We start from the raw sequence: 23118 nt of genomic DNA on the forward strand, positions 1-23118 counted from the left end.
CGGTGATTTTTGCGTCAGTCAAGCGGCTGGCGGATAGGGATGCTCACGTTGCCAGTGTTCGGCGATGTCGAGCCGGCGGCAGATCCAGACGCGCTCATGGGACTGGATATAGTCGAGGAAGCGTTGCAGTGCCACAAAGCGACCCGGTCGTCCGAGCAAACGGCAATGCATACCAACCGAGAGCATCTTGGGCGCTTCCTCTCCTTCCTGATAGAGTACGTCAAAGCTGTCCTTGAGGTACTGGAAGAAGTGATCGGCCGTATTGAAGCCCTGTGGCGTGGCAAAGCGCATGTCGTTGCTATCGAGCGTATAGGGTACGATCAGATGCGGTTGCTGGCTGCCATCGGCGAGCGCGACATTGGTCCAGAACGGCAAGTCATCGCCGTAGTAATCCGAGTCATAGGCAAAGCCGCCATGCTCGACCACCAGTTGTCGGGTATTGGGTGAGTCCCGACCGGTGTACCAGCCTTGCGGAGCGCTGCCAGTCAGTTCGCGGAAGATCTCGACTGCGGCACGCAGATGTGCGCGTTCGGTGTCGATATCGATGTTCTGATAGTGAATCCAGCGCAAGCCATGGCAGGCGATTTCATGTCCCAGTTCGACAAACGCCTGAGTCAACTCTGGATGCCGTTGCAATGCCATGGCTACGCCAAACACGGTCAGTGGCAACTGACGTTTTTCAAATTCACGCAGGATGCGCCAGACGCCGACGCGTGATCCATACTCGTAGATCGATTCCATCGAGAGATGGCGCGCCGGATAGGCTGCCGCACCGATAATTTCCGAGAGAAACTGTTCCGATGCCGGATCGCCATGCAGCACCGAGTTTTCGCCACCTTCTTCATAGTTGAGGACGAATTGCACGGCAATTTTGGCCTGGCCTGGCCAGTTTGCATGTGGAACCTGACGGCCATAGCCGATCAGGTCGCGGGGATAATGGTTGCTTGCTTGCATGTTTTTATCAGAGTAAATGAGTCAAAACGGTGACAGGATTTTCTTATGATTTTCCTAGTACCGACCGTAAATCAAATTGTTCAGTGGTATCTGGCAATACCCGATCTTCACAGAGGTGCAAATGCTGCGCCATGTGCGCCTGCGCCTGCGCGACGTCACCACTCTCTAGCGCCGCCAGCACCGTATCGTGTTCGTCGAAGGAACAGGCATTGTGACCCGGCGCTTCGGTCTTGGCGATCATCAGGGTGGTGCGTGATACCAGCTTGCGCAAGGTGTCGACCAGCAGGTCATTGCCGGTCAGCTCAGCCAGCGCCATGTGAAATTGCGCAGACAGCCGTATCCAGCGCGGTCGGTCGCCGCTCAGATAAGACTGGCGCTCTTCCTCGACCATCTTGCGCAATCCCGCGATCTGACGCGTACTGGCTTGCCGTCCCACCTTGTCCAATACTGCATATTCAATGATATTGCGCAGCTCAAACATATCCCGTACTTCCGCATGGGAGGGACTGGCGATGAAGGCGCCGCGATTGGCTTCCAGATCGACCAGGCCCTCGCTGGACAAGCGCGCCAATACTTTACGCACGGTGTGACGGGCCGTGTCATAGATCTGGCACAACACCTGTTCTGTCAGCTTGGTACGCGGTGGTAAGCGGTGTTCCATGATGGCGTCATAGATATCCTGATAAATGCGTTCTTCCAGCACTGTGGTCATTGGCGCTGGTAGTGTTTGTTTGGTCTTGGTTGCTTTGGTCATGGCGCGTAAGTGAGTCAAGGCAGTCGGTGGCAAAGAGACGCATTTTTCCAGCACCGGATATGCATAGTAGTACCGATATCGGACCCCGCAGTAGCAAACCAATCGCTCAGTATTGTCAACAATGGTGAAGTTGATTTGCAACAATTTGGTGAGTTCGTGCACCAAACCTGATCGCCCTACGTGGCAATTTCAGAATGTCGCAGCAATTACCCCATTTACACAAGGCCCTTCGTGGCTAGCCGGCTGCTATCCATTCTGTATCAGCAATCAGTGTGCCATGTACTGTCTCACGGGATTGTTGACAATCAATTTGTCGCTATCTGGGATGCCGAGGCTGTACAACAAGGACTGTCGCACAAATCTTGAGAATAATAAGCGCGTTGCGCGTCGCTTGATTTTGCCGCGCAATTTACGCCAAGGAGGAGGTCTGGGGGCAGTGCCGTCATGGCGAACCCTTTGGTTGCGCCATGAATGCATGCATCAATTCGTATTTCAGTGTGTCGCTGCGAAGCTGTCCAGCTCAGCCTGCAGGCGAGCCTTCTCGGCCTTGTCGAGGAAGCTCGCCGCAATACCGTTGGCGGCCAGTTGCAGCAACTCCTGCTTGCTCAGTGACAGTGCCTCGGCGACGGCCAGATAGTTGGCATTCATGTAGCCACCAAAATAGGCCGGATCGTCCGAGTTGACCGTCACCGCCAGTCCGGCGCGCAACAGTCGCGCCAGATTATGTTCGCGCATCTCTTTGACCACGCACAGTTTCAGATTGGACAGAGGGCAGACCGTCAACGGCATGCGCTCTTGCGCCAGACGTGCCATCAAGGCCGGATCTTCTTCGCTGCGCACACCATGATCAATCCGCTCAACCTGCAGGATGTCGAGCGCTGCGGTGACATAGGCCGGTGGACCTTCTTCGCCGGCATGTGCCACCAGATGGAATCCAAGTTCCTTACAGCGGGCAAACACGCGGGCAAATTTCTCGGGTGGATTGCCACGTTCAGAGGAATCCAGGCCAATGCCATTCCACAAATCCGCATATTGCTTGCGCAAGGGCAGCGCCGCGTCCAAGGTGGCAAAGGCGTCTTCTTCTGACAGATGGCGCAGGAAGGACATGATCATGCTGCTGGAAAAACCATGTTCGGACCGAGCATCACGCAGCGCACGTGCAATACCGGCAAATACCACGGCGATATCGATGCCGCGTTCGGTATGCGTCTGTGGATCAAAGAAAATCTCTGCATGGCGCACATTGTCAGCGCGCGCCTGTGCGATATAGGCCGCCGTCATGTCGTAGAAGTCCTGCTCAGTACGCAGGACATTGGCGCCGGCGTAATAGAGATCGAGAAACGACTGCAAATCAGTAAAGGCATAGGCAGCACGCAGCGCTTCCACGGAAGCATAGGGCAGTCTGACATTGTTGCGCTGCGCCAGAGCAAACAGCAGCTCAGGCTCCAGCGTACCTTCGATATGCAGATGCAATTCCGTTTTGGGCATGGCTTCGACAAAACTACGCATAGCGGGAGTCAAGGGCAAGGTACTGGGGGAAGGGGATGTCATGGGGATGCCTTTTAAGTAAATTTTCACGACTATTTTCGCAGAAATGGTGGAATTCTCTGAAAACATCGCTGACAAAAAAACTTAATATGACGAGAATTTTTTCGAATTAATTGATGTCAATGTTCGTTAATTGACGGGTTTTGGAGAGTAAAAAATAAAACTTTTTCAAGCAAACTTGTCGCATCAGCATCATTGCATGTTTTAATATGACCGAAAAATGGGGGCTGCATGAACAAGACTATCAAAACCACACTGACTAGCGGCGCGCTGATCGCGGGGGCGGCGCTGGTGTCGGGGTGTTCCATGTTCTCTGGAGAGAAAAAGGAAGATCCCGGTGTAATCCCTTTCCAGACAATTTCCAGCGGGGCCTACAGCGGGACCGTGAAAAACTGGGATAACAAGCAGCAGCCAGTCCTGTGTACGTTGATTCGCTCCCAGAGCGAGTGGGAATACTGGTTCCAGCCTACGCAGGCTTTGAATAGTGCCAAACGCAAGCTGCCACTGCGCAGCCAGGATGCGTTGGCACCCAAGGCGGAATATTTTGAGACGCGTCAGTTGCTGTTGGCGACGCGCGTCATTCAAGCGCCCGACAGCATTGAACGTGGTCAGGTATTTACGCCCGAGTCGGTCATCATGAAGAATGGCGTGCTGACACTACGCTACCGTTTTGCTTCTCCCGCATCTGGCGCAACCTACGACGTCAAAGATTTTCTGCTGGTCGAGATTCCGAAGGAAAGTTACACCACAGGGCCGATACGTTTTGTTGAGAATGGGCAGAATGTGTGCGATATTTCGCGCTAACGCCCAATCCAAGAACCATCGTAAAAATCCTGATGAAAAAGCCTGACAGATCTGCTGTCAGGCTTTTTTTGCATAGAAACGGTGCGGGTTACTGTGTCATACCCAAAAATTGCTGTAATTCCGGCGTCTTGGGATTGGCAAAAATCTCTTCCGGCGGACCGATCTCATGGACCTTACCCTGATGCATGAAGACCACGCGATCACAGACTTCGCGGGCAAAGCGCATTTCATGCGTCACCATCAGCAAGGTCATGCCATCGTCGGCCAGTGAACGCACCACAGCCAAGACTTCATTGACCAGTTCCGGATCGAGTGCAGAGGTGATTTCATCACACAGAAGTGCCTGTGGTTGCATGCTCAGGGCGCGGGCAATGGCAACCCGCTGCTGCTGACCACCGGACAGTTGATCCGGGAAGCTGTCGAATTTCTGCCCGAGTCCGACACGCTCCAGATTCTTGCGTGCCAGCTCACGTGCTTGCGCTTCCGGCATGCCCTTGACGATCATCGGTGAAATCATCACATTGCGGCCCACGCTGAGGTGCGGGAACAGATTGAATTGCTGGAAGATCATGCCCACTTTCAGGCGCAAGGTCTTGAGCTCCAGCTCACTTTTGCCAAGGTAGGCACCAGCAACGCTGATCGCTCCTTCATCGATACTTTCCAGCCCGTTGATGCAGCGCAGTAGCGTACTCTTGCCGGAGCCGCTCTTGCCGATGATGGCGATCACTTCGCCGGCCTCTACCGACAGCCGGATACCCTTGAGCACCTGATTGTCGCCGTAGCTTTTTTTGACATCCTCAATGGCGATGAGCGGCATTGAATTTCCTTTCCAAGAATTGACTGTATTTGGACAGTGGCCAGCACAGCACAAAATAAAAACATCCGACCGCAGCGAATACCGTGAAGGGCATGAAAGTGGCGTTGGTGATGACGGTCCCGGCTTTGGACAGCTCGACGAAGCCGATGATCGACGTTACCGCAGTCCCCTTGATGATTTGCACACCAAAGCCAACGGTCGGTGCAATCGCAATGCGCAGAGCCTGGGGCAAAATGATGTGACGCATTTGCTGAAAATGGCCCATCGCCAGTACCGATGAAGCTTCCCACTGGCCGCGTGGAATCGCCTCCACACAACCACGCCAGATCTCCGCCAGAAAGGACGCACTCCATAACGTCAGTGCGATACCGGCAGCCAGCCAGGCGGGGACTTCCAGTCCAAACAAGGCTAGTCCGAAGAAGATCAGGAACAGCTGCATCAGTAGTGGCGTTCCCTGAAACAGCTCGATATACGCTTGTGCCGAGCGGCGCAGGAAGGGGCGATGAGAGATGCGTGCAAACAGGATCAGCATACCGACCGCACTACCCAATATAAACGTGGCCAGCGACAGCAGCACGGTCCAACGCCCTGCCAGCAGCAGGTTGCGGATGATGTCCCAGAGTGAAAATGAAATCATGCTGGCCTCCGGACAAAGATGAAGCGTGAACCAATCAGGCGCAATAACTGGCGCAGCAGAATCGCCATGATCAAATAAATGGCGGTGGTCACCAGATAGGCTTCAAAGGCGCGGAAGTTGCGTCCCTGAATGAAGTTGGCAGCGAACGACAATTCTTCCACGGCAATTTGCGAGCAGACCGCCGAACCCAGCATCACAATCACAATCTGGCTCGACAACGCCGGCCAGATTTTTTGCAGTGCCGGACGCAGGATAATGTGCCGGAATGCCTGCCGACGCGACATCGACAGGCTGAGCGCGGCCTCCATCTGCCCCGGGGCAATTGCAGTGACGCCAGCCCGGATGATTTCCGTGCTGTAGGCACCAAGATTGATGACCATGGTCAGAATCGCCGCCTGCATCTCGGTGATTTGCACACCGATGCTGGGCAGGCCAAAGAAGATGAAAAATAGCTGCACCAGAAACGGCGTGTTGCGGATCAACTCGACATAGGCGCTTACCAGCGGCTTGAGCCAGCGCGGTCCCTGGGTGCGCGCCCAGGCACCGAAGATGCCGACGGCAACGCCGATCACGCCTCCCGCGGCAATGAGCTCGATGGTAGTCAGTACACCCTTGACCAGCACATCGGTGTAGTCGAAGGTCGACAGAAAATCAAAATGATAGGCCATGGCGGTTCATTTTCGCGAAGGGGATGAAGGGCGCTGCACAGACGCAATGTTCACAGTCAATGCTTACAGATTGGCCGGCAGCGGCAGACCCAGCCACTTCTCGGTCAGTGCATTGAGTTCGCCATCTTTCTTGATCTCGGCGAGGATCGCGTTGAGCTTGTCGAGGAGCTTCTTTTCATCCTTGTTCAAGCCGATGTAGCAAGGCGAATCCTTGATCAGGAACTTGGTTTCAGGCTTCTTCGGTGGATTCTTGGCGATGATGGCGGCGGCAATCACGTTACCGGTTGCCACCAGTTGTACCTGGTTCGACAGGAAGGCGCTGATGGTGCCGTTGTTATCTTCATAGCGCTTGATGGTGGTGCCGGCCGGGGCAATCTTGGACAGTTCCAGATCTTCTACCGAGCCACGAGTCACGCCAATGGTCTTGCCGTTCAGATCGGCGGGGCCAGCGATTTTCTGGTCAGCGGGGCCAAATACGCCATTGAAGAAGGGCGCATAGGCAGCGCTGAAGTCGATCACTTTTTCACGCTCTGGATTTTTACCCATGCTGGAAATAACCAGATCGACTTTCTTGGTTTGCAGATAAGGTACGCGATTGGCACTGGTTACGGGCACCAGTTCAACTTTCACGCCGAGCTTCTTGGCGACCAGCGTGGCGACGTCGATATCCAGCCCCAGCGGCTTGAGATCGGCATTGACCGAACCAAACGGCGGGAAGTCCTGAGGGACGGCCACGCGCAGCACGCCGTGTTTCTGGATATCGTCGAGCGCATCGGCGCGGGCAACGGTGGCGCTACAGAAGAGGGCGGCTGCCAGCAGGCCGAGCAAGAGTTTCGGATGTTTCATCATGATTCTCCATGGTGGATGGGAAGGGTTATGGTGGCCGCAGCAGTGGTTCTGCTGCGCTTGGAAATGGGCTTGACGCTCACTGCCGAGACCGGCGCGAGTGCATTGCGTAGTGGTGCTAGTGGATCATGCAATGTGGTCTTGTTCAGACCTGCTTCAACGTGTTGCAGATGGGCGTGCATCAGCGTTTCGGCTGCTGCCAGATCGCCGCGCTCCAGCGCTGCGACGATATGCACATGTTCACTGCAGGATTCTTCGGCCTGTTCTGAGGACTGATGCAGCATGGCGGTGAGCGTGGTACGAGCGGTCAGATCACGCAAGGTATCCGATAGCAGGCGGTTGCCAAGACATTCACACAGGCAGACGTGGAAATCGCCCAGCAGGTAGCTGCGTGCTCCAATATCATCGCCCTCGATAGCGGCCTGTTCGCGTGCGATGTGCGCGCGCAACTGCGCAATGGCTGGTTGCGTCAGCGGACGGGCGTGGCGCAGCAGGCCCAGCTCGATCACGCGGCGCGCTTCGAATGCTTCACGTGCGTCACTCGGTGTGGGCTCGATTACAAACCAGCCGCGCCGGGCGCTGACGGTCACCACACCACGTGTCACCAGTCGGGTCAGGGCTTCGCGCACCAGCGTGCGGCTTACCCCAAACAGATCCGACAACTGTTGCTCGCCCAGGCGGGTGCCGGGCGCCAGCTGTTTGGCGAGAATCGCTTCCAGAATGCGATTGGCGATCTGTAACGAAGATTTGGTGGCATCGGTGTTCATGCCTCCTGTGCAGCAAGTTGTATGCCAGTCTGATATACAAGTGTGAACTCCGGACACATTGCGCTCCTCATGGACTCGTCGTGCGGCTTGACGGCCAGCAACTACCCAGATTAGTCACTAAGATGGTGCATCTTGTATACCAGTGTGCCATGCAAGATCCCCATTGCGGGGCGCGACGTCAACCTGATTTGACCGTGTTGTCTGTCGTTTCCTGCTCGGCACTGGCGGTTGCTTTGCCTGCAAGGCGGCGATGAGTTTTGGCGCCTAGCGCACCGCCTTCATAGGGCACGCGACCAGAGGGAACAACCGTCGAAGCCAGTTGCACATGTCCTTCCTGATCATCAAAGAACATGTGCGCGCCAAACGCATGCAAGACATCGGCTTTGGGGAGTCCACCCAGGAAGAAGGCCTCGTCGACTGTCACATTCCAGGTACGCAAGGTATGAATCACACGCTTGTGTGCCGGGCTGTTGCGTGCCGTGACGATGGCAATGCGCACCGGGCAGGTGTCGGGTGTGAACTGTTTCTGGATTTCCGAGAGGGCAAAAAGCAACTTGGCCAGCGGTCCTTCCTTCATTGCCTTGTGGCGATGGCGTTGCTCATGCCGGACAAACGCTTCCAGTCCTTTTTCGGCGTAGATCTGCTCCGACTCCGGAGAGAAAAGCACCGCATCACCGTCAAAGGCAATACGGATCTGATCTTCCGGTGCCACGTAATGGGTCGGTGCGGTGTAGAGCTGAGCGGCTGCAACACCGCCATCGATAGCATCTTGCACATCATCCTTTTCGCGCGACAGGAACAGGTCAATCTTGAAGGCCTGCAGATAATGCACGATGGGCTCGCCACCGGTGAAGGCGGCACGGCTGATGTCGAGCTTGTGCGCCTCAATCGCATTGAAGGCACGCAAGCCGGTATCGGGTGTATTGCGAGAGATGACCACCACTTCGACCAGACGGCGTCCTGGAATCAGCTGATTCAGCTTGAGCAGCGCCTTGACCAGCGGGAACGCGGTGCCAGGCAGCAAGGGATCGTTTTCATGCTCCCGTTGATAAGCGCTATAAGCCTCCACACCTTCATCGTTGAAGATGGTGTTTTCGTGTTCAAGGTCAAACAGGGCGCGTGAAGAAATGCCGATAACCAGCATGCCGGAAAGATCGTAGGCCATAGTCGATAGATAAACCTGAAAGTGGTAATTACATACCTTGGCAGTGTGCCATAGAAGCATTTTGTAGCGTTCACTCGACAACGCTTCCTACATAAATCAACTTTTCAGACGAGATGTCAAAACGTCAACAACATGGTTGATATTTGCATTTGTCGTCAAATTCTTTTATCAGCAGGTAAATGTGGTGCTTGATCTGCCATTAATCAATATTTATTTCCATAAAGAATTTTGTAGCGAGTGATTGCAAGCGACTACATAAATTTGTATGATGACCGGATCACCTAATGATAATAAGCAGAGACAAGCATGTTTCAGAAAATTCCGGCACAGGCGCTCAGCGATACCGTCGCCCGGCAACTCTTGGAAAAAATCGATATCGGCGCTTTCCCGCGCGGCGGTAAATTGCCTACCGAAGTGGTATTGGCGCAGGAGTTCGGTGTCAGTCGCACAGTGGTGCGTGAAGCGATTTCGCGCCTCAAGCATGAGGGCGTGGTCGAGCCACGTCAGGGCAGTGGTGTGTTCGTCACCGAGCAGGCCGGGATCAAGCCATTGCGTATCGATTACACCGAAGTCAGTTCACCACAGGCGGTATTGCAGATTGTCGAATTACGTCGTGCTATTGAAGCCGAAGTTGCCGCGCAGGCAGCCAAGCGCCGCACCGATGCCGACATGGATGCCATCGATGCCGCACTGGCCCGGATTGGCGAGGATGTGCGCGCCGGTGGTGACGGTGTGGCCGCTGATGTCGCGTTTCACCGGGCGCTGGCCAGCGCGACCCGCAATCCCTATTTCATCAAGACGCTGGAATTCCTGAGCCAGTACCTCGAAGCCGCCACCACGGTCACGCGTGGCAATGAGGCGCGCCGTGATGACTTTTCGCGGCAGGTGCGGGAAGAGCATGAAGCCATTGTTGCCGCCATTCGTGCCGGCGACGAGATGGCCGCCCGAGCCGCCGCGCAGACCCATCTGTTCAACGCCGCCCGACGCCTTGGTCAGGCCGGGGATCGCTGAGCCGAACTGGCGTGATCACAGGAAGTTTGCTTTAACCACAATTCATTTACTTCAACCCGGCACGCGCATTGTGAGCAAGGTGCGGCCGTAATCAGGAGAATTCATGTCCAAGAATGTCGGTGTCATCGGTTTGGGAGCGATGGGTCTGGGCGTTGCCCGCTCGTTATTGCGCGCAGGTTTCAAGGTGCATGCCTGTGATGTACGTCAGGAAGTATTGAACAAGTTTGCCGCTGAAGGCGGTATTGCCTGTGCCAATCCGGCTGAGCTGGGACGTGCCGTGGATGTCGTGGTCACGCTGGTGGTAAATGCTGCACAAACCGAAACTGTATTGTTCGGCGAGAACGGCGCAGCCGCCACGCTCAAGCCGGGTAGTGTGGTGATCTCCAGTGCCACCGTCGCACCGGATTTTGCGATTGCGCTGGGTCAGCGTCTGGCTGAGCAAGGTTTGCTGATGCTGGATGCGCCAGTCTCTGGCGGTGCCGCGCGCGCCGCCTCCGGCGAAATGACCATGATGACTTCCGCACCAGCCGAGGTCTACGCCAAGATCGAAGACGTCCTTGCTGGCATGGCTGGCAAGGTCTATCGCCTGGGCGATCAGCATGGCATCGGCTCCAAGGTCAAGATCATCAACCAGTTGCTGGCCGGGGTGCATATTGCTGCCTCCGCAGAAGCCATGGCACTGGGCTTGCGTGAAGGTGTCAATCCGGACGCGCTCTACGAAGTGATTACCAACAGTGCCGGGAACTCATGGATGTTCGAAAACCGTGTGCCACACATTCTCAAGGGCGATTACACTCCGCTGTCGGCGGTTGATATCTTCGTCAAGGATCTGGGGCTGGTACTTGATACGGCACGTCGTAGCAAATTCCCGCTGCCCTTGTCGGCCGCAGCACATCAGATGTTCATGATGGCATCAACCGCAGGTCATGGTGGCGAGGATGATTCCGCCGTGATCAAAATTTTCCCTGGCATTGAGTTGCCAGCGGCCAAAGCACAAAAAGCATAATTGGGAGGCCTGCATGACTGAAGCTCAATCTCGTCCGCTGTTGGGTTGTATCGCGGATGACTTTACCGGTGCTACCGACCTGGCCAACATGCTGGTGCGCGGCGGTATGCGCACCGTACAGACCATTGGTGTGCCACAGCAGATGCCAGACGTCGCCGCTGATGCGCTGGTGATTGCGCTGAAGTCGCGCACCATTGCGGTGGCGGAAGCCATCGAACAGTCTCTGCAGGCTTTGCGCTGGCTACAGCAACAAGGCTGCCGACAATTCTTTTTCAAATATTGCTCAACGTTTGATTCTACCGACGCCGGTAACATCGGCCAGGTCACGGATGCCTTGCTCAAGGAATTGGGTGCGGATTTCACGATTGCCTGCCCCGCGTTTCCAGAAAATGGTCGCACCATCTATCGTGGCTATCTGTTTGTGGCCGATGCCTTGCTCAACGAGTCTGGCATGGAAAATCATCCACTGACGCCGATGACCGATCCGAATCTGCTGCGTGTGCTGCAACGCCAGACCGCCTCGAAGGTCGGTCTGCTGCGTTACGACACGGTTGCCAAGGGCGTTGCGGCGGTTGAACAGCGTATCGGTGAGCTGCGTGCCGATGGCGTCAAAATGGCGATTGCCGACGCGGTTTCTGATCACGATCTGCATGTGTTGGGAGAAGCCTGCGCTGCGCTGAAACTGGTCACCGGTGGTTCGGGAATCGCCATCGGCTTGCCTGAGAATTTCCGTCGCGCCGGTTTGCTGACGGCCGTTGGCAAGGCAACACAATTACCCCATGTCGCGGGTTTGTCGGTCGTGCTCGCTGGTAGCGCCTCCAAGGCAACCAATGCACAGGTCGCTGCGTGGAAGCAGTCCCGTCCTGCTTTCCGGATCGACCCGCTGGCACTGGCGCGTGGCGAAAATGTCGTGCAGCAGGCATTGGCGTTTGCTGATGGCCTGATCACCCAACAAGCGGTCTTGATCTACGCCACCGCCACACCGGATGAAGTCAAAGCGGTGCAGCAAGAACTGGGCGTCTCCCGTGCCGGTCATCTGGTCGAGCAGGCACTGGCAGAAATTGCCCAAGGCTTGCGTGCCCGAGGTGTGCGTCGCTTCGTCGTGGCCGGTGGTGAAACCTCGGGTGCGGTGGTACAGGCCCTTGACGTACGCGCCTTGCGTATTGGTCAGCAGATTGATCCGGGCGTACCCGCCACAGCGACACTCGATGCCGAACCACTGGCACTGGCGCTCAAGTCCGGCAATTTCGGGACTGTCGATTTCTTTGAAAAGGCCTTGCGCGTATTGCAGGGAGCATCGGCATGAGTACCGAAAGTCAGCTGCGCGAAGAAATTTGCCGCACCGGTCGTAGCCTTTACCAACGCGGCTATACCGTTGGCAGCGCAGGTAATATCAGCGCCCGGCTGGCCGATGGTTGGCTGATTACACCGACCGATGCCTGTCTCGGTGAGCTCGATCCGGCGCGTATTGCCAAGGTGGATCTGGGCGGTAACTGGGTCGCTGGCGACAAACCGTCGAAGACACTGGCATTGCATCGCATGGTCTACGACAACAATCCCGAGGCACAGGGTGTGGTGCATACGCACTCGACCTATCTGGTCAATCTGAGCATTCGTGGCGTCTGGTCGCAAGACGATGTATTGCCGCCGATCACGCCCTATTACGTGATGAAGGTCGGCCATATTCCCCTGATTTCCTATCGTCGTCCCGGCGCCCCTGAAGTAGCAGCGCAGGTCAGCAAGCTGGCCAACAGGGTTCGTGGAGTGCTGCTTGAACGTCTGGGACCGGTGGTCTGGGAAAGCTCGGTATCGAAGGCGGCGTACGCCCTCGAAGAGCTGGAAGAAACGGCCAAGCTCTGGCATCTCGCCGGTGGTAATGTGACGCCCCTTGACGATACTGCCTTGCAGGAATTGCGTGAGGTTTTCAACGCACGCTGGTGAGGGTTCGATGTCGTTGGCAAGGGTATACAACAACAATTTCCGCCCTTGCTTTTTTACTGTCTTGTCACGCTGCCTATGCAGCAGCACGCCTGCGTGCTCGACATGACTATCAGCGGTCGCCGGAGTCGTCCGGCAGCCGATCCAATATAAGCAATGAGGAGATAATCAAGTATGAGTGTATCAATCCCTGTCAGTGCGCAACCTCGCGCCAGTGAGCAAGAACAGACCCGTGTCTACGCCAAGGTGTTCTGGCGCATCATGCCGTTTCTGATGCTGTGTTACGTGATTGCCTACCTGGATCGCGTTAATGTCGGTTTCGCCAAGCTACAGATGTCGGTCGATCTTGGTTTTAGCGAAACGGTGTTCGGACTCGGTGCCGGTGTGTTTTTCATTGGCTACTTCCTGTTCGAAGTGCCAAGCAATATTCTGATGCACAAGGTCGGTGCGCGGATCTGGATCGCCCGCATCATGATTACCTGGGGCGTGCTGTCGGCGGCCTTCATGTTTGTCTCAACGCCCACCCAGTTCTATGTGTTGCGTTTCCTGCTGGGCCTGGCGGAGGCTGGTTTCTATCCAGGCATCATCCTGTATCTGACCTACTGGTATCCATCGCACCGTCGCGCCAAGGTGATTGCCGTGTTCATGTCTGGCATTCCGGTTGCGGGCATTCTCGGTAATCCACTGTCTGGCTGGATCATGGATGCATTCCATGGCAGCAGTGGTATGCAGGGCTGGCAATGGATGTTTGTCATTGAAGCGGTGCCGGCGGTGTTGATCGGTCTGGCAACGCTGCTCTATCTGGACAATGGTATTGCCAAGGCCAAATGGCTTAGCGATGACGAGAAGGCATTGCTGCAATCGGAAATCGATCTCGATCAAAAGGGCAAGGAAAGTGTGCGCTCCTTTGCCGATATCGTGTTCGACAAACGTGTCTGGCTGATGTGCCTGATCTATTTCTGCTTCGTCATGGGCCAATATGGTCTGACATTATGGATGCCGACGCTGGTCAAGGCGACCGGTGTGACCGGCAACCTGCATATCGGTTTGCTCAGTGCCATTCCTTTCGGTTGCGCAATCATCGCCATGAACCTGATCGGACGCAGCGCGGATGCGCGTCGCGAACGTCGTTGGCATCTGATTGTGCCTGCCATGATGGGGGCGGTCGGCTTTGTGGGCGCAGCGGTATTCGCCGACAATACGGCGATCTCGATTGCGTCTCTGTCGCTGGCTGCTGCCGGTGTACTGACCTGCGCACCCTTGTTCTGGTCACTGCCAACGGCGTTTCTATCTGGCGCCGCCGCTGCGGTCGGGATTGCGGCGATCAACTCGGTGGGTAACCTGGCCGGATTCGTCAGTCCTTATCTGATTGGCTACCTCAAGGATCTGACCCACAGTGGCGCTACCGGTATGTACATGCTGGCGCTGATGCTGGTCGTTGGTTCAATTGCGGTATTGGTGACTTCGCCCAAGCTGGTCAACAAGTAAAGAGTAACTAGGCCGATATTATCAACGTTCCCAGGAGATCACGATGCTGCGTTTTGCCGCAAATCTGAGCATGATGTACAACGAGCATGCCTTTCTCGACCGCTTTGCAGCCGCTGCCAAGGATGGCTTTGCGGGTGTCGAATATTTGTTCCCGTATGACTTTGAGGCCACTGAAATTCGTGCGCGTCTGGATGCGCATGGCTTGACGCAGGCGCTGTTCAATGCGCCTCCGGGTGACTGGGCCGCAGGTGAACGCGGGATTGCCTCGTTGCCAGACCGGCAGGATGACTTCAAGCGCAGCATCGAGCAGGCACTGCACTACACCAGTGTGATCGGCAACAAGACCTTGCATGTCATGGCTGGTTTGATTCGGCCTGATCAGGATCGCGCCCGTCATCGTGCCGTGTATCTGGATAATCTGTCGTATGCCGCACATCATGCCGACGCAGCCGGGGTGACCGTGGTGATCGAGCCGATCAACACGCGCAATATTCCTGGCTTTTTTCTGAATCGCCAGGATGAAGCGCAGGCAATCTGTGCCGAAATCGGTGCCGAGAATCTGAAGGTGCAGTTTGACTGTTATCACTGCCAGATCGTCGAAGGCGACGTGGCAGTCAAGCTCAAGCGTGACATGGCTGGTGTCGGCCACATCCAGATCGCCGGTGTGCCGGAACGTAACGAGCCGGATATCGGTGAGTTGAATTATCCCTACCTGCTCAAACTGATCGACAGCCTTGGCTATCAGGGCTGGATCGGTTGCGAGTATGTGCCAGCAGCGGCAACGTCGGCTGGTTTGGGCTGGTTACGTGCATTGGCGGCACAAGGTTTGACGACGCTGACACCGCGCTAAGAACGTGTTTATGATCTTACTGCGCGGCCCTGATTGTCCGCCAACCAGTGCTCAACATCCTCATGTACTTGAGTACACTCCGGTGTTTCCGCGCTGTTTGACGGCCACTGAGAGCCGCTCGCTACAGATCGTAAACACATTCTAAGATTGATTGGCGTTTTTGCTGACGGCATCCACCCCAAGGTGGGTGCCGTTTTTTTATCTGCTTCAACGACATGGCGCAGACTGATGCTTGCCTAGCGACGGGATTTGGTCGCAATGTGTTCAGAAATTGATTCGCCCCAAGAGAAGGCCTGTTGTTGCAGACTAAAAAAGTCGAGCGTGGACAACTCAAATTTATCCAGTAATTGATCAATTTTTTCAGTGTCAAACAACTGCGGTGCATCGTATAACGCCACCAATTCCAATAGCTCGCCATAGTCACCCGAGTGCGAGAGCATGGCATCGCATACTTCGTCGGTTTCGCCAATCTGAGCCAGAACTTTGGCGATGTCGAGCTGGAGCAGGGCATCCGCAAATGACATCACGCCAATCGTGAATGCCACGTGCGGCTTGATCTGGAAATGACTCGGAGCGCTTTCTGCCAGCAACTCACACATCTTTCCGCGGGTTGCTGCGAGCGTCAATAAAGGGCTGGGTTCATCTGGTTTGGCATACATGACCATCTGTAAAAAGCGCTTCAATATGCGATGGCCAAGTACCAGCAAAAGATGGTCGAGTGAATCGATTTTTCGGGTCAGGCCATGCAGCGGCGAATTCAACAGGTGCAGCAGCATTTTTTTGAGCAAGGGATCTTGATCGATGTTCTGGACAATGTCGAAATTGTTTTCGCCGTTCAGAATCATCGTCAAAAGATAGATTGAGCGCAACGTCAGCTGGCTTGGCCGCTGGACGGCATTCTTGTCGGGGCGAGTGAAAAAGAAGCCCTGGAACAAATCGAAGTAGTGCTTTTTGCAGATGTTGAACTTGTCGTGTGTATCGACGCCATTGGCCAGCAGGAGCTTATGTTTTGATTTGAAATATTTACCCAGTGCTGCAATGTTGTCTTCTGCCATGTCAGTGACATTGATCTTGATCACTTTGGCAAATGGCATGAGTTTGTCGATACGCGGCGAAAGCTCGGTGACATCGGCGATGGCAAACTGATAACCGGCGGTGGTAAAGGTTGCGATTCGGTTGAGGAGTTCATCAGTGAGCTCGATCGAGCCCGGAATCTCCATGACCAGACGCTGTCTGGACAGCGTAAAGATTGTATTGCCCATCAGCACTTCGGGGTTGACGCTCATGAAAGCCTGAGAAGACCGGATGATGCGCCGTGTACCGACCTCGTCGGCATCGTCGACGGTGGTGGCGGTCAGGCTCAACGCATCGCCGGCGTAGCTTTCGCTGTCATGGGTATAAAACAACAACGCATAGGCGATCAGTTCTTCCTTGCGGTTCAGAATGGGCTGGCGGGAGAGGTAAAACTCCTCAATCTCGAGCTCTTCCTCTCCAGTTTCCACGTTTTCTACGGCCGAACCCATATTAGTCATCCCTAAAATACACGCGCCCATGCGTCGCGCCAGTGGCTACATGGAATTGAAATTGTTCCATCGATGATACTGTCGGAAGCCTCTTAAGGCTGAGTCGCCAAGCCAAGAGACGGCAGCATTATTCCACATCGGTGCGACTGGCATGTGAAATGACAAATATTCGCTGCGCGCTAAAACCTACTCTGGTTATTTCGGGCGCTGGTGCAGCAGGTACATCACTAGCGCAATGTTGATGGCAACCAGATCGGTACCGATGGCTATCTGGACAAGGCATTGCGATCACTCAGGGATTGCAGTGATCGCAATGCCTGGGGTCGGCCTCCTTAATATCACTGCGCCAGATCGTTTCGTCATGCCCGCATCGATTGCAATGCCATTGTTCGCCACGTGCCAGCGACGTTGGCCGGTGACAACTTCCACAAGGCAAACCGGTGATCGCCTTGACCGGACCATAACCCGGTGTCGCACACTGTGGGCAGTAGGAGCTCAAACGCTTGCCAAGATCAATGGTCGCCAGTCGGATGTTTTCCATCCGGGTCGGATTGGCATGGGCGCGCAGGTCGGATTCGATAAACACCTGACCCGATGCAGATTGCGCCAACGTTAATGCAAACTGCTGCTGCAAAGACTCCCAGTCAGCGATACCTTTGCACACGCGCGGATCATCCGCATGATCAGGGCGCAACATCATCTGGTGCTCGGGGAATCCTGCCAGACTGGCAACGGTGGCGGCAGCTTCCCAGTTGTTCACCAACTTGTCTGCACTGCGCGCCTGACCTTGTGCGATACCGACAATTTCCAGATCATGGCGACTGTCGATCAACACGACCATCTCGATATTCCAGAGGAACATGCCAGTGAACGGATCCGGCCCGAAGCTGCCCTCGCTGGCCAGCCCCAGCGGCAGTCCTGACAAGCGCATGCCGATTTGTGCCTTGCGTCGTGCCGCTTCCAGCTGGGAGCCAGGTCGGGCGATATCGCGTGAGAAGCTGCCGAGCTGGTCGGTGTCGTAACCGCTGACGTGTTCAATCCGGCAGTGCAAGAGCGGCTCCAGCACCGGTGCAATGACACGTTCCTTGCCATGTTGCGTCAGTAGCGCAATGTGTTCGTTGTCGAAAGAAACAGCCATGCTTAGTGCAACGCTCCCTGCCAGATTCCTTGCCGCAGACTGCTCAACTGACCGTCCTGCCATTGCCACAGATGCAGCCAGCCATGTTCCACCAGTTGGCGCACGCCCTGATGCTTGCTCAGCACGGTGTCAATTCTCTCTTGCGGTGCCTCGATGACCACGGTCAGTCGCACCGGATCATGCATCCACTGGATGCCATCGTGCAGTGATTGTTTGGACAGGCCGATGCGAAGATCGCCGCCATTGCCTTCAAACACGCCAATACGGCCACCGACGACGTTATGCAGTAATTTATTGCCGCTACCGTAGTACAGCGGATCGCAGGTAGAGGCGTGGTACTGCCAGTTGATCCAGTGTGCCACCAGCATGGGCGCGGTCATCAACAATTCCAGCAAGCTGCCGTCAGGATCGTTGTCGGCATCGTAGTCATGCAGAAAACTGCGACCATCCAGCGTGATGCCGCGGCTACGCGCACGGCGGCCGATGACCAGCGCCGCATTGCCTGCCAATCCCCATTCAGGACGTGTCTGTGCACCATCGCTGGCACGCTGCTGCAGCGCCAGCAACAACTTCCTGGCTGACTGGCTGGGGTCAAGCTGGAGTCGCGGTGCACGCTCACGGCGGACTTGATCCAATGCCAGCGCGAAGCCGCTTTGCAGGGCATCAAGTTGGGTGGCGACATTGGCCGGCAATTGCTCCAGATCAAACCACTCCAGTTCATCGGTCGTCGTGTTGTGCAAGGCGGCGATGAAGTGGCTGGTAGCGGGTACATCAATTCCCTGCAGCGCCAAACCTGCACGTACCTCGGGTTGATTCAGCAAATGTGCCGCCACCCGGGCATTGACTTCGCCACTCTGGCCGCAGCAGGCACCGCATTCCAGACCGGCAGATTGTGGATTGTTCTTGCTCTGACTGCCGTGACCGATCAGCAAGACCAGCGGTGCGATGGTCTGCCGCAGTCCCATGCCGCGTAGCATCGCGGCTGCCAGTTTGACTTTGCTATCCGTATCCAGGGCGGTGAGTGCTGGTTGTAGCTGAGCCCGCTCGCGTGCTTTCAGTCCCGTCAAATGTTGCCTGCGACGGGCTTGTGGGCGCGCCCACAACCAGTGGCGCAACTTGCTGCCGTAGATCAGTCCGAATGCTTCCACGAACGATACTGCACTGGCAGGCCAGCGTGCTGCAGCGTGCCATTGCTCGCCGATCGCAAAGCGCTGCTGGCGGACATGAGCCAGTGAAGCCACGGTGCTGCCTTGTACTATTGCAGCAGGTGTCAGTACATCGGTGGTGGTGGTGACCGGTGCCAGCAGGCCTGGTAATTGCGGTCGTGTTGCGCTGCTACCGAGCGGCGTGTAGCTGACCGGAAGGCCGAAGAAGCCGGCAAAACCAACCGTCTGCAACTGTGGCAGACAGGTCTCCATGGCACGTCGCAAGGGTTCGCTGCGCACGTCGATACAGAACACGGCCTGCACTCGTGGCGGTGTTTCTGGGTTCTGCATTTTGTGCGATGGCGCAGCTGGTAGAGCGATCAGACGCTGCGCCAGTTGCCGTTGGTAGCTGATATCCAGCGCCAGTTGCCATACTTCGTCGACTGCCAGTGCTGCTTCTGCCTCGGCAAGCCGTACGTGGCTGTTGCGCCAGTCATCCTGCAATGTGCGCAAGGCGGCGTCGGTCGCTGCTGTGGCCGACTCAGGCAACACTATCGCACCCCATGCCAGACGGATGGCCAGCAATTCGCGCAGATGCGTATCTTCAGTGGCACGTCCTTCCTGTTGTGCCTGCCAGTGCAGATAGGCGCACCAGGAGGCCCAGCCATTGATCGTCAGCAGTAAGGCTTCGAGGTAATCCGGCCAGACCGATTGTGGCAGGCCGAGCCGCTGAAGTACCCATGATTCTGCTTGGGCTGGCGTAGCCGGTAGCTTGGCAAGTCGTTGCCCGAGATCGGGCAGGCCCATCAGGATGCCGATACCGTGATCGTGCAGCAGGGTGTCACGCCAGAAGGCATACAAACCGGTGTTACCTTGCGGGCGCCAGTCTGCTTGGTGATTGTCAAAATACGCGGCGCAGGTCTGGCTCACCTGATGCGTGATCGCCTGTCGCCATGGCAGGCGATGTTCACGGGTTAGCTCTGGCTCACGCTGATCGAGCAGATCAATCAGCAGTGGCAGTGCCGGTAAATCCGGCACGGTTTCAAGCGCATTGATACATTGTTGTGCGGTGAGTACGGTGTGACCGTGGTGACTGTTGCCACTGCACTGTGCAATCGCTAACTGCAGATCGGCCGGCGTGATTTGTCCACGTAACCACGCCGCCCGTTGTTGCTGCCGGTTTGGATAGACTTGCACACCGCCGAGCAAGGCAAGACGCGCCGCGACACTATGTAGCGGACGATCAATCCGGCCCCAATGCGGATTGACTGCGATTGCCCGATCCAGTGGCCAGCTTGGCGCAATCGCGGAACAGGCGCGCTGGCAGGCATGATTGATGGCGTCATTGATGGCGTGATCAAGACTGGTCGCTAGTATCATCGCTTAATTCCTGATCAATGTAGGTTGGGCTGCAAGGGGCTGGGCCATTGCCTGGGGACTCACATGGCTGCCATCTCGTCGGCTCGCGGGGGGCAAGCGCACCGGCCACAGCCATAGCGTCAATCGGGTGATTGCCTCGTCCAGGTAAAAGCCGGCATAGCTCTGGCGGCGCAGCGGTTCCAACCGCGCACGCCAGGCTGGTAATTGCAGTAATGCCGTGCCGAGATAGATCAGGCTCATGATTACAATTACGATCATGCCATCGGGTTCGTGCGGGGTACTGACGACACCCAGTGGCAAAGCGTGTGCGAGGAGCGCCAGCAAGCTCAGCAGCGTCGCTAGCAGTAGTCCTGTTAGCAGGTGGAATAGTTGTTGCCCACCAAGCTGACTGTTCTGCGTATTGCGCAACCAGAGCATCGGTGCCCACGCCAATGCCAGCACCACTGTCCACCACCACGGCCAGACACTTTCTGTGCCGTGCATGTTGGTGACAAAACCGGCCATTAACGACGGGCTCCAGTTCACCGCGCTCAGCACTGCCCCACACAGCAACGGTGCCAGCAACAGGCTCCAGACACGCGGCACGGAAGTGCCTTGCAAGTCTCTCAGACCGGCTTGTTCGACCGCATTGCCGGCGCTCAGAAAGGTGTGCGCCTTATATAACGAATGTCCCAGTAAATGCAGCAAAGCCAGTTGATGCAGACCAACCGCGCATTCGAGCAGCATGAAGCCCATTTGTGCCAGTGTGGACCATGCCAGCCGTACTTTGATGCTGATCCGGGTCAGCATCACGAAGCCAGCCAGCGCTGTACTCAGCAAGCCCAGCACCAGCAGCAGGTAACGTGCTACCGGCACCTGCGCCAGCAGCGGTGCAAAGTGGATCAACACCATGCCCCCCAGATTGACGACACCGGCATGCAGCAGCGCCGAGACCGGAGTGGGTGCTTCCATCACCTGAATCAGCCAGCCATGTAAAGGCAGCAAGGCGGTGCGGATGGCAACCGCCAATGCCAGCAGAACCGCACACCATTGCAACTTCACATCGGCACCATGGGTTTGTACCTGTGCCAGCAAAGTTGAAATCGTGCCGCTGCCCGTAGACTGGACTGCCAACACGGCAGCGGCGATCAGCAGCAGATCGGCGAGGCGGTCCGCAAGGAATTTTTTGTGGGCGGCCAGCGCCGCGAAAGGGCGGTCTTCGTAGCAGCACAGCAACGGATGCAAGGCCAGACCGACACCAGCCCAGGCCGCAATCAGGAGTGCCCAGTGATCCGCCAGCAGCAACAGATGCACCGCCGTTAATACGCCGCACAATGCCGCCGCGTAGCGCGCCTGCCGTGATTCACCCTGCAGATAGCGTGCAGAAAAGCTAATGATCACCGTTCCCAGTGCCTGTACCAGCAAGCCGACCCAGGCCGCACTGAGGCTGATGCACAATCCCGGCAGCAGTGGCTGACTGCTCGCCGAAGTTTCAGCTGATCCACTCCACCATTGCAACAGCAGGCTTAGTGCAGCAACCACCGTCGCCACCAGGCTGATTCCCTTGAGCAGAGGCCAGCCAGCCGGCATGCGGTTGCCGAGTCGCCAGGCCAGCGCGGCGCAGAGCAACATCAGTGCAGCAGGCAACAGTGCCAGCGTGAGCATAAGCGGAATAAACCAGTGGTCGGTCAACATGAGCAGCGTTTCAGCAGTGAGAATGGATGCTATCTTGCTGGTGTTGATTCATTCTGTAAAATAGATATATATGAACAATATTGAGCATAAAAGAGAACAATTGGGTTTGTCCCGCCTCAACTTCCACCATCTGCACTACTTCTGGTGTGTGGCCAAGGAGGGGCATCTGAGTCGCGTCGCCCAGCGTTTGCATGTCTCGCAGTCGGCGCTTTCGGCACAGATACGGCAGCTGGAAGAGCGTCTCGGTGAGGCCTTGTTCGAGCGCGAAGGGCGTAGTTTGAAGCTCACTGATACAGGGCATCTGGTACTGGAATATGCCGAGGGTATCTTTGACTTGAGTGCAGAACTGCTGGAGCGTCTCAATGGCCGTCGTCAGGGCACAACACGCCTGCGTATTGGCAGTGTGGCAACTCTGTCACGCAATTATCAGGAAAACTGGCTCAAACCGCTCCTGACCGATCCAGAGCTGAGCCTGACGCTGGAGTCTGGCCTGCTCAATGGCTTGCTCGATCGCTTGTTACATCATCAACTCGATGTCGTGCTGGCCAACGAGGCGGTACCGGTCAATCCAGATCATCCGCTGCATTGCCGGTTACTGGCTAGCCAGTCGCTCTCGCTGGTGGGTCGGGCGCAGCGCTGGCAGGGGCAACAGTTGCGCATCCCCGAGGATTTACATGGGATGGAAATGGCGCTGCCAGGTCCGCGCCATGTGGTGCGTTCGCAGTTTGATGCGCTATGCAATGCTGCTGGCGTGGTGCCGCAAGTGCGCGCTGAAGTGGATGACATGGCGATGCTGCGCTTGCTTGCGCGTGACAGCGGCTGGCTGGCTCTCCTGCCGGAAGTGGTGGTACAGGACGAATTGCAGAATGGCTTGCTGGTGATGGTTGGCGTGGCCACCGAGCTGAAAGAGCACTTTTATGCCATTACGGCACCGCATCGCTATCGTCCAGCGGTGCTGGATCAACTGATCGCGGCAAATCGCTAAAGCGACCATTTACTACGTAC

General features: G+C 56.3%; 21 protein-coding genes. 8 read left to right on the forward strand and 13 right to left on the reverse strand.

Annotated features, from left to right (window positions below; all coding sequences use genetic code 11):
• Positions 1 to 18 precede the first annotated feature (18 nt).
• The 3 genes from puuE to FHW66_RS08860 all read right to left on the reverse strand — a co-directional run bounded on the left by puuE (position 19) and on the right by FHW66_RS08860 (position 3259).
• Complete coding sequence (gene puuE, locus FHW66_RS08850; RefSeq protein WP_183379419.1) at positions 19 to 954, reverse strand: allantoinase PuuE; 936 nt, start codon at positions 952 to 954, stop codon at positions 19 to 21.
• A gap of 43 nt (positions 955 to 997) precedes the next feature.
• Complete coding sequence (locus FHW66_RS08855) at positions 998 to 1708, reverse strand: GntR family transcriptional regulator (RefSeq protein ID WP_183379420.1); 711 nt, start codon at positions 1706 to 1708, stop codon at positions 998 to 1000.
• Between the two features lie 492 nt (positions 1709 to 2200).
• A complete protein-coding gene (locus FHW66_RS08860; RefSeq protein ID WP_183379421.1) occupies positions 2201 to 3259 on the reverse strand; it encodes an adenosine deaminase in 1059 nt (352 codons plus the stop codon).
• 228 nt (positions 3260 to 3487) lie between these two features.
• Here FHW66_RS08860 and FHW66_RS08865 point away from each other — a divergent pair, with 228 nt between their 5' ends.
• Positions 3488 to 4060: a hypothetical protein gene (locus FHW66_RS08865; protein WP_183379422.1), complete on the forward strand. Its 573-nt coding sequence runs from the start codon at positions 3488 to 3490 to the stop codon at positions 4058 to 4060.
• Positions 4061 to 4148: 88 nt separating this feature from the next.
• Here FHW66_RS08865 and FHW66_RS08870 read toward each other — a convergent pair whose 3' ends face one another.
• The 6 genes from FHW66_RS08870 to FHW66_RS08895 all read right to left on the reverse strand — a co-directional run bounded on the left by FHW66_RS08870 (position 4149) and on the right by FHW66_RS08895 (position 8960).
• A complete protein-coding gene (locus FHW66_RS08870) occupies positions 4149 to 4877 on the reverse strand; it encodes an amino acid ABC transporter ATP-binding protein (RefSeq protein ID WP_183379423.1) in 729 nt (242 codons plus the stop codon).
• Positions 4858 to 5514, reverse strand: coding sequence for an amino acid ABC transporter permease (locus FHW66_RS08875; protein WP_183379424.1), 657 nt, complete (start codon positions 5512 to 5514; stop codon positions 4858 to 4860). Before FHW66_RS08875 ends, FHW66_RS08870 begins: the two co-directional genes overlap by 20 nt.
• Complete coding sequence (locus FHW66_RS08880) at positions 5511 to 6182, reverse strand: amino acid ABC transporter permease (protein ID WP_183379425.1); 672 nt, start codon at positions 6180 to 6182, stop codon at positions 5511 to 5513. The genes FHW66_RS08875 and FHW66_RS08880 overlap by 4 nt, the downstream gene beginning before the upstream one ends.
• Positions 6183 to 6245: 63 nt before the next feature.
• Positions 6246 to 7028, reverse strand: a complete 783-nt coding sequence (locus FHW66_RS08885) for a transporter substrate-binding domain-containing protein (RefSeq protein WP_183379641.1) — start codon at positions 7026 to 7028, stop codon at positions 6246 to 6248.
• On the reverse strand, positions 7028 to 7795 hold the full coding sequence (locus FHW66_RS08890; RefSeq protein ID WP_183379426.1) for a GntR family transcriptional regulator: 768 nt from the start codon (positions 7793 to 7795) through the stop codon (positions 7028 to 7030). Before FHW66_RS08890 ends, FHW66_RS08885 begins: the two co-directional genes overlap by 1 nt.
• Before the next feature lie 178 nt (positions 7796 to 7973).
• On the reverse strand, positions 7974 to 8960 hold the full coding sequence (locus FHW66_RS08895; protein ID WP_183379427.1) for a 5'-nucleotidase: 987 nt from the start codon (positions 8958 to 8960) through the stop codon (positions 7974 to 7976).
• 306 nt (positions 8961 to 9266) lie between these two features.
• On the opposite strand from FHW66_RS08895, the gene FHW66_RS08900 reads away from it, so the two are divergent.
• The 6 genes from FHW66_RS08900 to otnI all read left to right on the forward strand — a co-directional run bounded on the left by FHW66_RS08900 (position 9267) and on the right by otnI (position 15253).
• Positions 9267 to 9971: a FadR/GntR family transcriptional regulator gene (locus FHW66_RS08900; RefSeq protein ID WP_183379428.1), complete on the forward strand. Its 705-nt coding sequence runs from the start codon at positions 9267 to 9269 to the stop codon at positions 9969 to 9971.
• A gap of 103 nt (positions 9972 to 10074) precedes the next feature.
• Positions 10075 to 10977 carry an L-threonate dehydrogenase gene (gene ltnD / locus FHW66_RS08905; RefSeq protein ID WP_183379429.1) on the forward strand — a complete coding sequence of 301 codons (903 nt, stop codon included), beginning with the start codon at positions 10075 to 10077 and terminating at the stop codon, positions 10975 to 10977.
• A gap of 13 nt (positions 10978 to 10990) precedes the next feature.
• Positions 10991 to 12283 carry a 3-oxo-tetronate kinase gene (gene otnK / locus FHW66_RS08910; RefSeq protein WP_183379430.1) on the forward strand — a complete coding sequence of 431 codons (1293 nt, stop codon included), beginning with the start codon at positions 10991 to 10993 and terminating at the stop codon, positions 12281 to 12283.
• The gene (locus tag FHW66_RS08915) at positions 12280 to 12918 is read left to right on the forward strand and encodes an aldolase (protein WP_183379431.1); all 639 of its coding nucleotides are present in this window, start codon (positions 12280 to 12282) and stop codon (positions 12916 to 12918) included. Before otnK ends, FHW66_RS08915 begins: the two co-directional genes overlap by 4 nt.
• A 171-nt stretch (positions 12919 to 13089) precedes the next feature.
• The gene (locus FHW66_RS08920; protein WP_183379432.1) at positions 13090 to 14403 is read left to right on the forward strand and encodes an MFS transporter; all 1314 of its coding nucleotides are present in this window, start codon (positions 13090 to 13092) and stop codon (positions 14401 to 14403) included.
• A gap of 43 nt (positions 14404 to 14446) precedes the next feature.
• A complete protein-coding gene (otnI, locus tag FHW66_RS08925; RefSeq protein ID WP_183379433.1) occupies positions 14447 to 15253 on the forward strand; it encodes a 2-oxo-tetronate isomerase in 807 nt (268 codons plus the stop codon).
• A gap of 236 nt (positions 15254 to 15489) precedes the next feature.
• Here otnI and FHW66_RS08930 read toward each other — a convergent pair whose 3' ends face one another.
• The 4 genes from FHW66_RS08930 to FHW66_RS08945 form a co-directional block, all read right to left on the reverse strand.
• Entirely contained in the window at positions 15490 to 16776 is a 1287-nt protein-coding gene (locus tag FHW66_RS08930) for an EAL and HDOD domain-containing protein (protein WP_183379434.1), read from the reverse strand.
• A gap of 292 nt (positions 16777 to 17068) precedes the next feature.
• Positions 17069 to 17914: a DUF6671 family protein gene (locus FHW66_RS08935; protein ID WP_183379435.1), complete on the reverse strand. Its 846-nt coding sequence runs from the start codon at positions 17912 to 17914 to the stop codon at positions 17069 to 17071.
• Positions 17915 to 17916: 2 nt separating this feature from the next.
• Entirely contained in the window at positions 17917 to 20439 is a 2523-nt protein-coding gene (locus tag FHW66_RS08940; protein WP_183379436.1) for a YbcC family protein, read from the reverse strand.
• A gap of 3 nt (positions 20440 to 20442) precedes the next feature.
• Positions 20443 to 22113: an NADH-quinone oxidoreductase subunit L gene (locus FHW66_RS08945; protein WP_221196962.1), complete on the reverse strand. Its 1671-nt coding sequence runs from the start codon at positions 22111 to 22113 to the stop codon at positions 20443 to 20445.
• A 100-nt stretch (positions 22114 to 22213) separates the two neighbouring features.
• On the opposite strand from FHW66_RS08945, the gene FHW66_RS08950 reads away from it, so the two are divergent.
• Positions 22214 to 23098: a LysR family transcriptional regulator gene (locus tag FHW66_RS08950; protein ID WP_183379643.1), complete on the forward strand. Its 885-nt coding sequence runs from the start codon at positions 22214 to 22216 to the stop codon at positions 23096 to 23098.
• Positions 23099 to 23118 lie beyond the last annotated feature (20 nt).

Origin of the sequence: Herbaspirillum sp. Sphag64 (genome assembly GCF_014192645.1) — a bacterium.
In the GTDB taxonomy this organism is placed as follows: domain Bacteria; phylum Pseudomonadota; class Gammaproteobacteria; order Burkholderiales; family Burkholderiaceae_D; genus Herbaspirillum.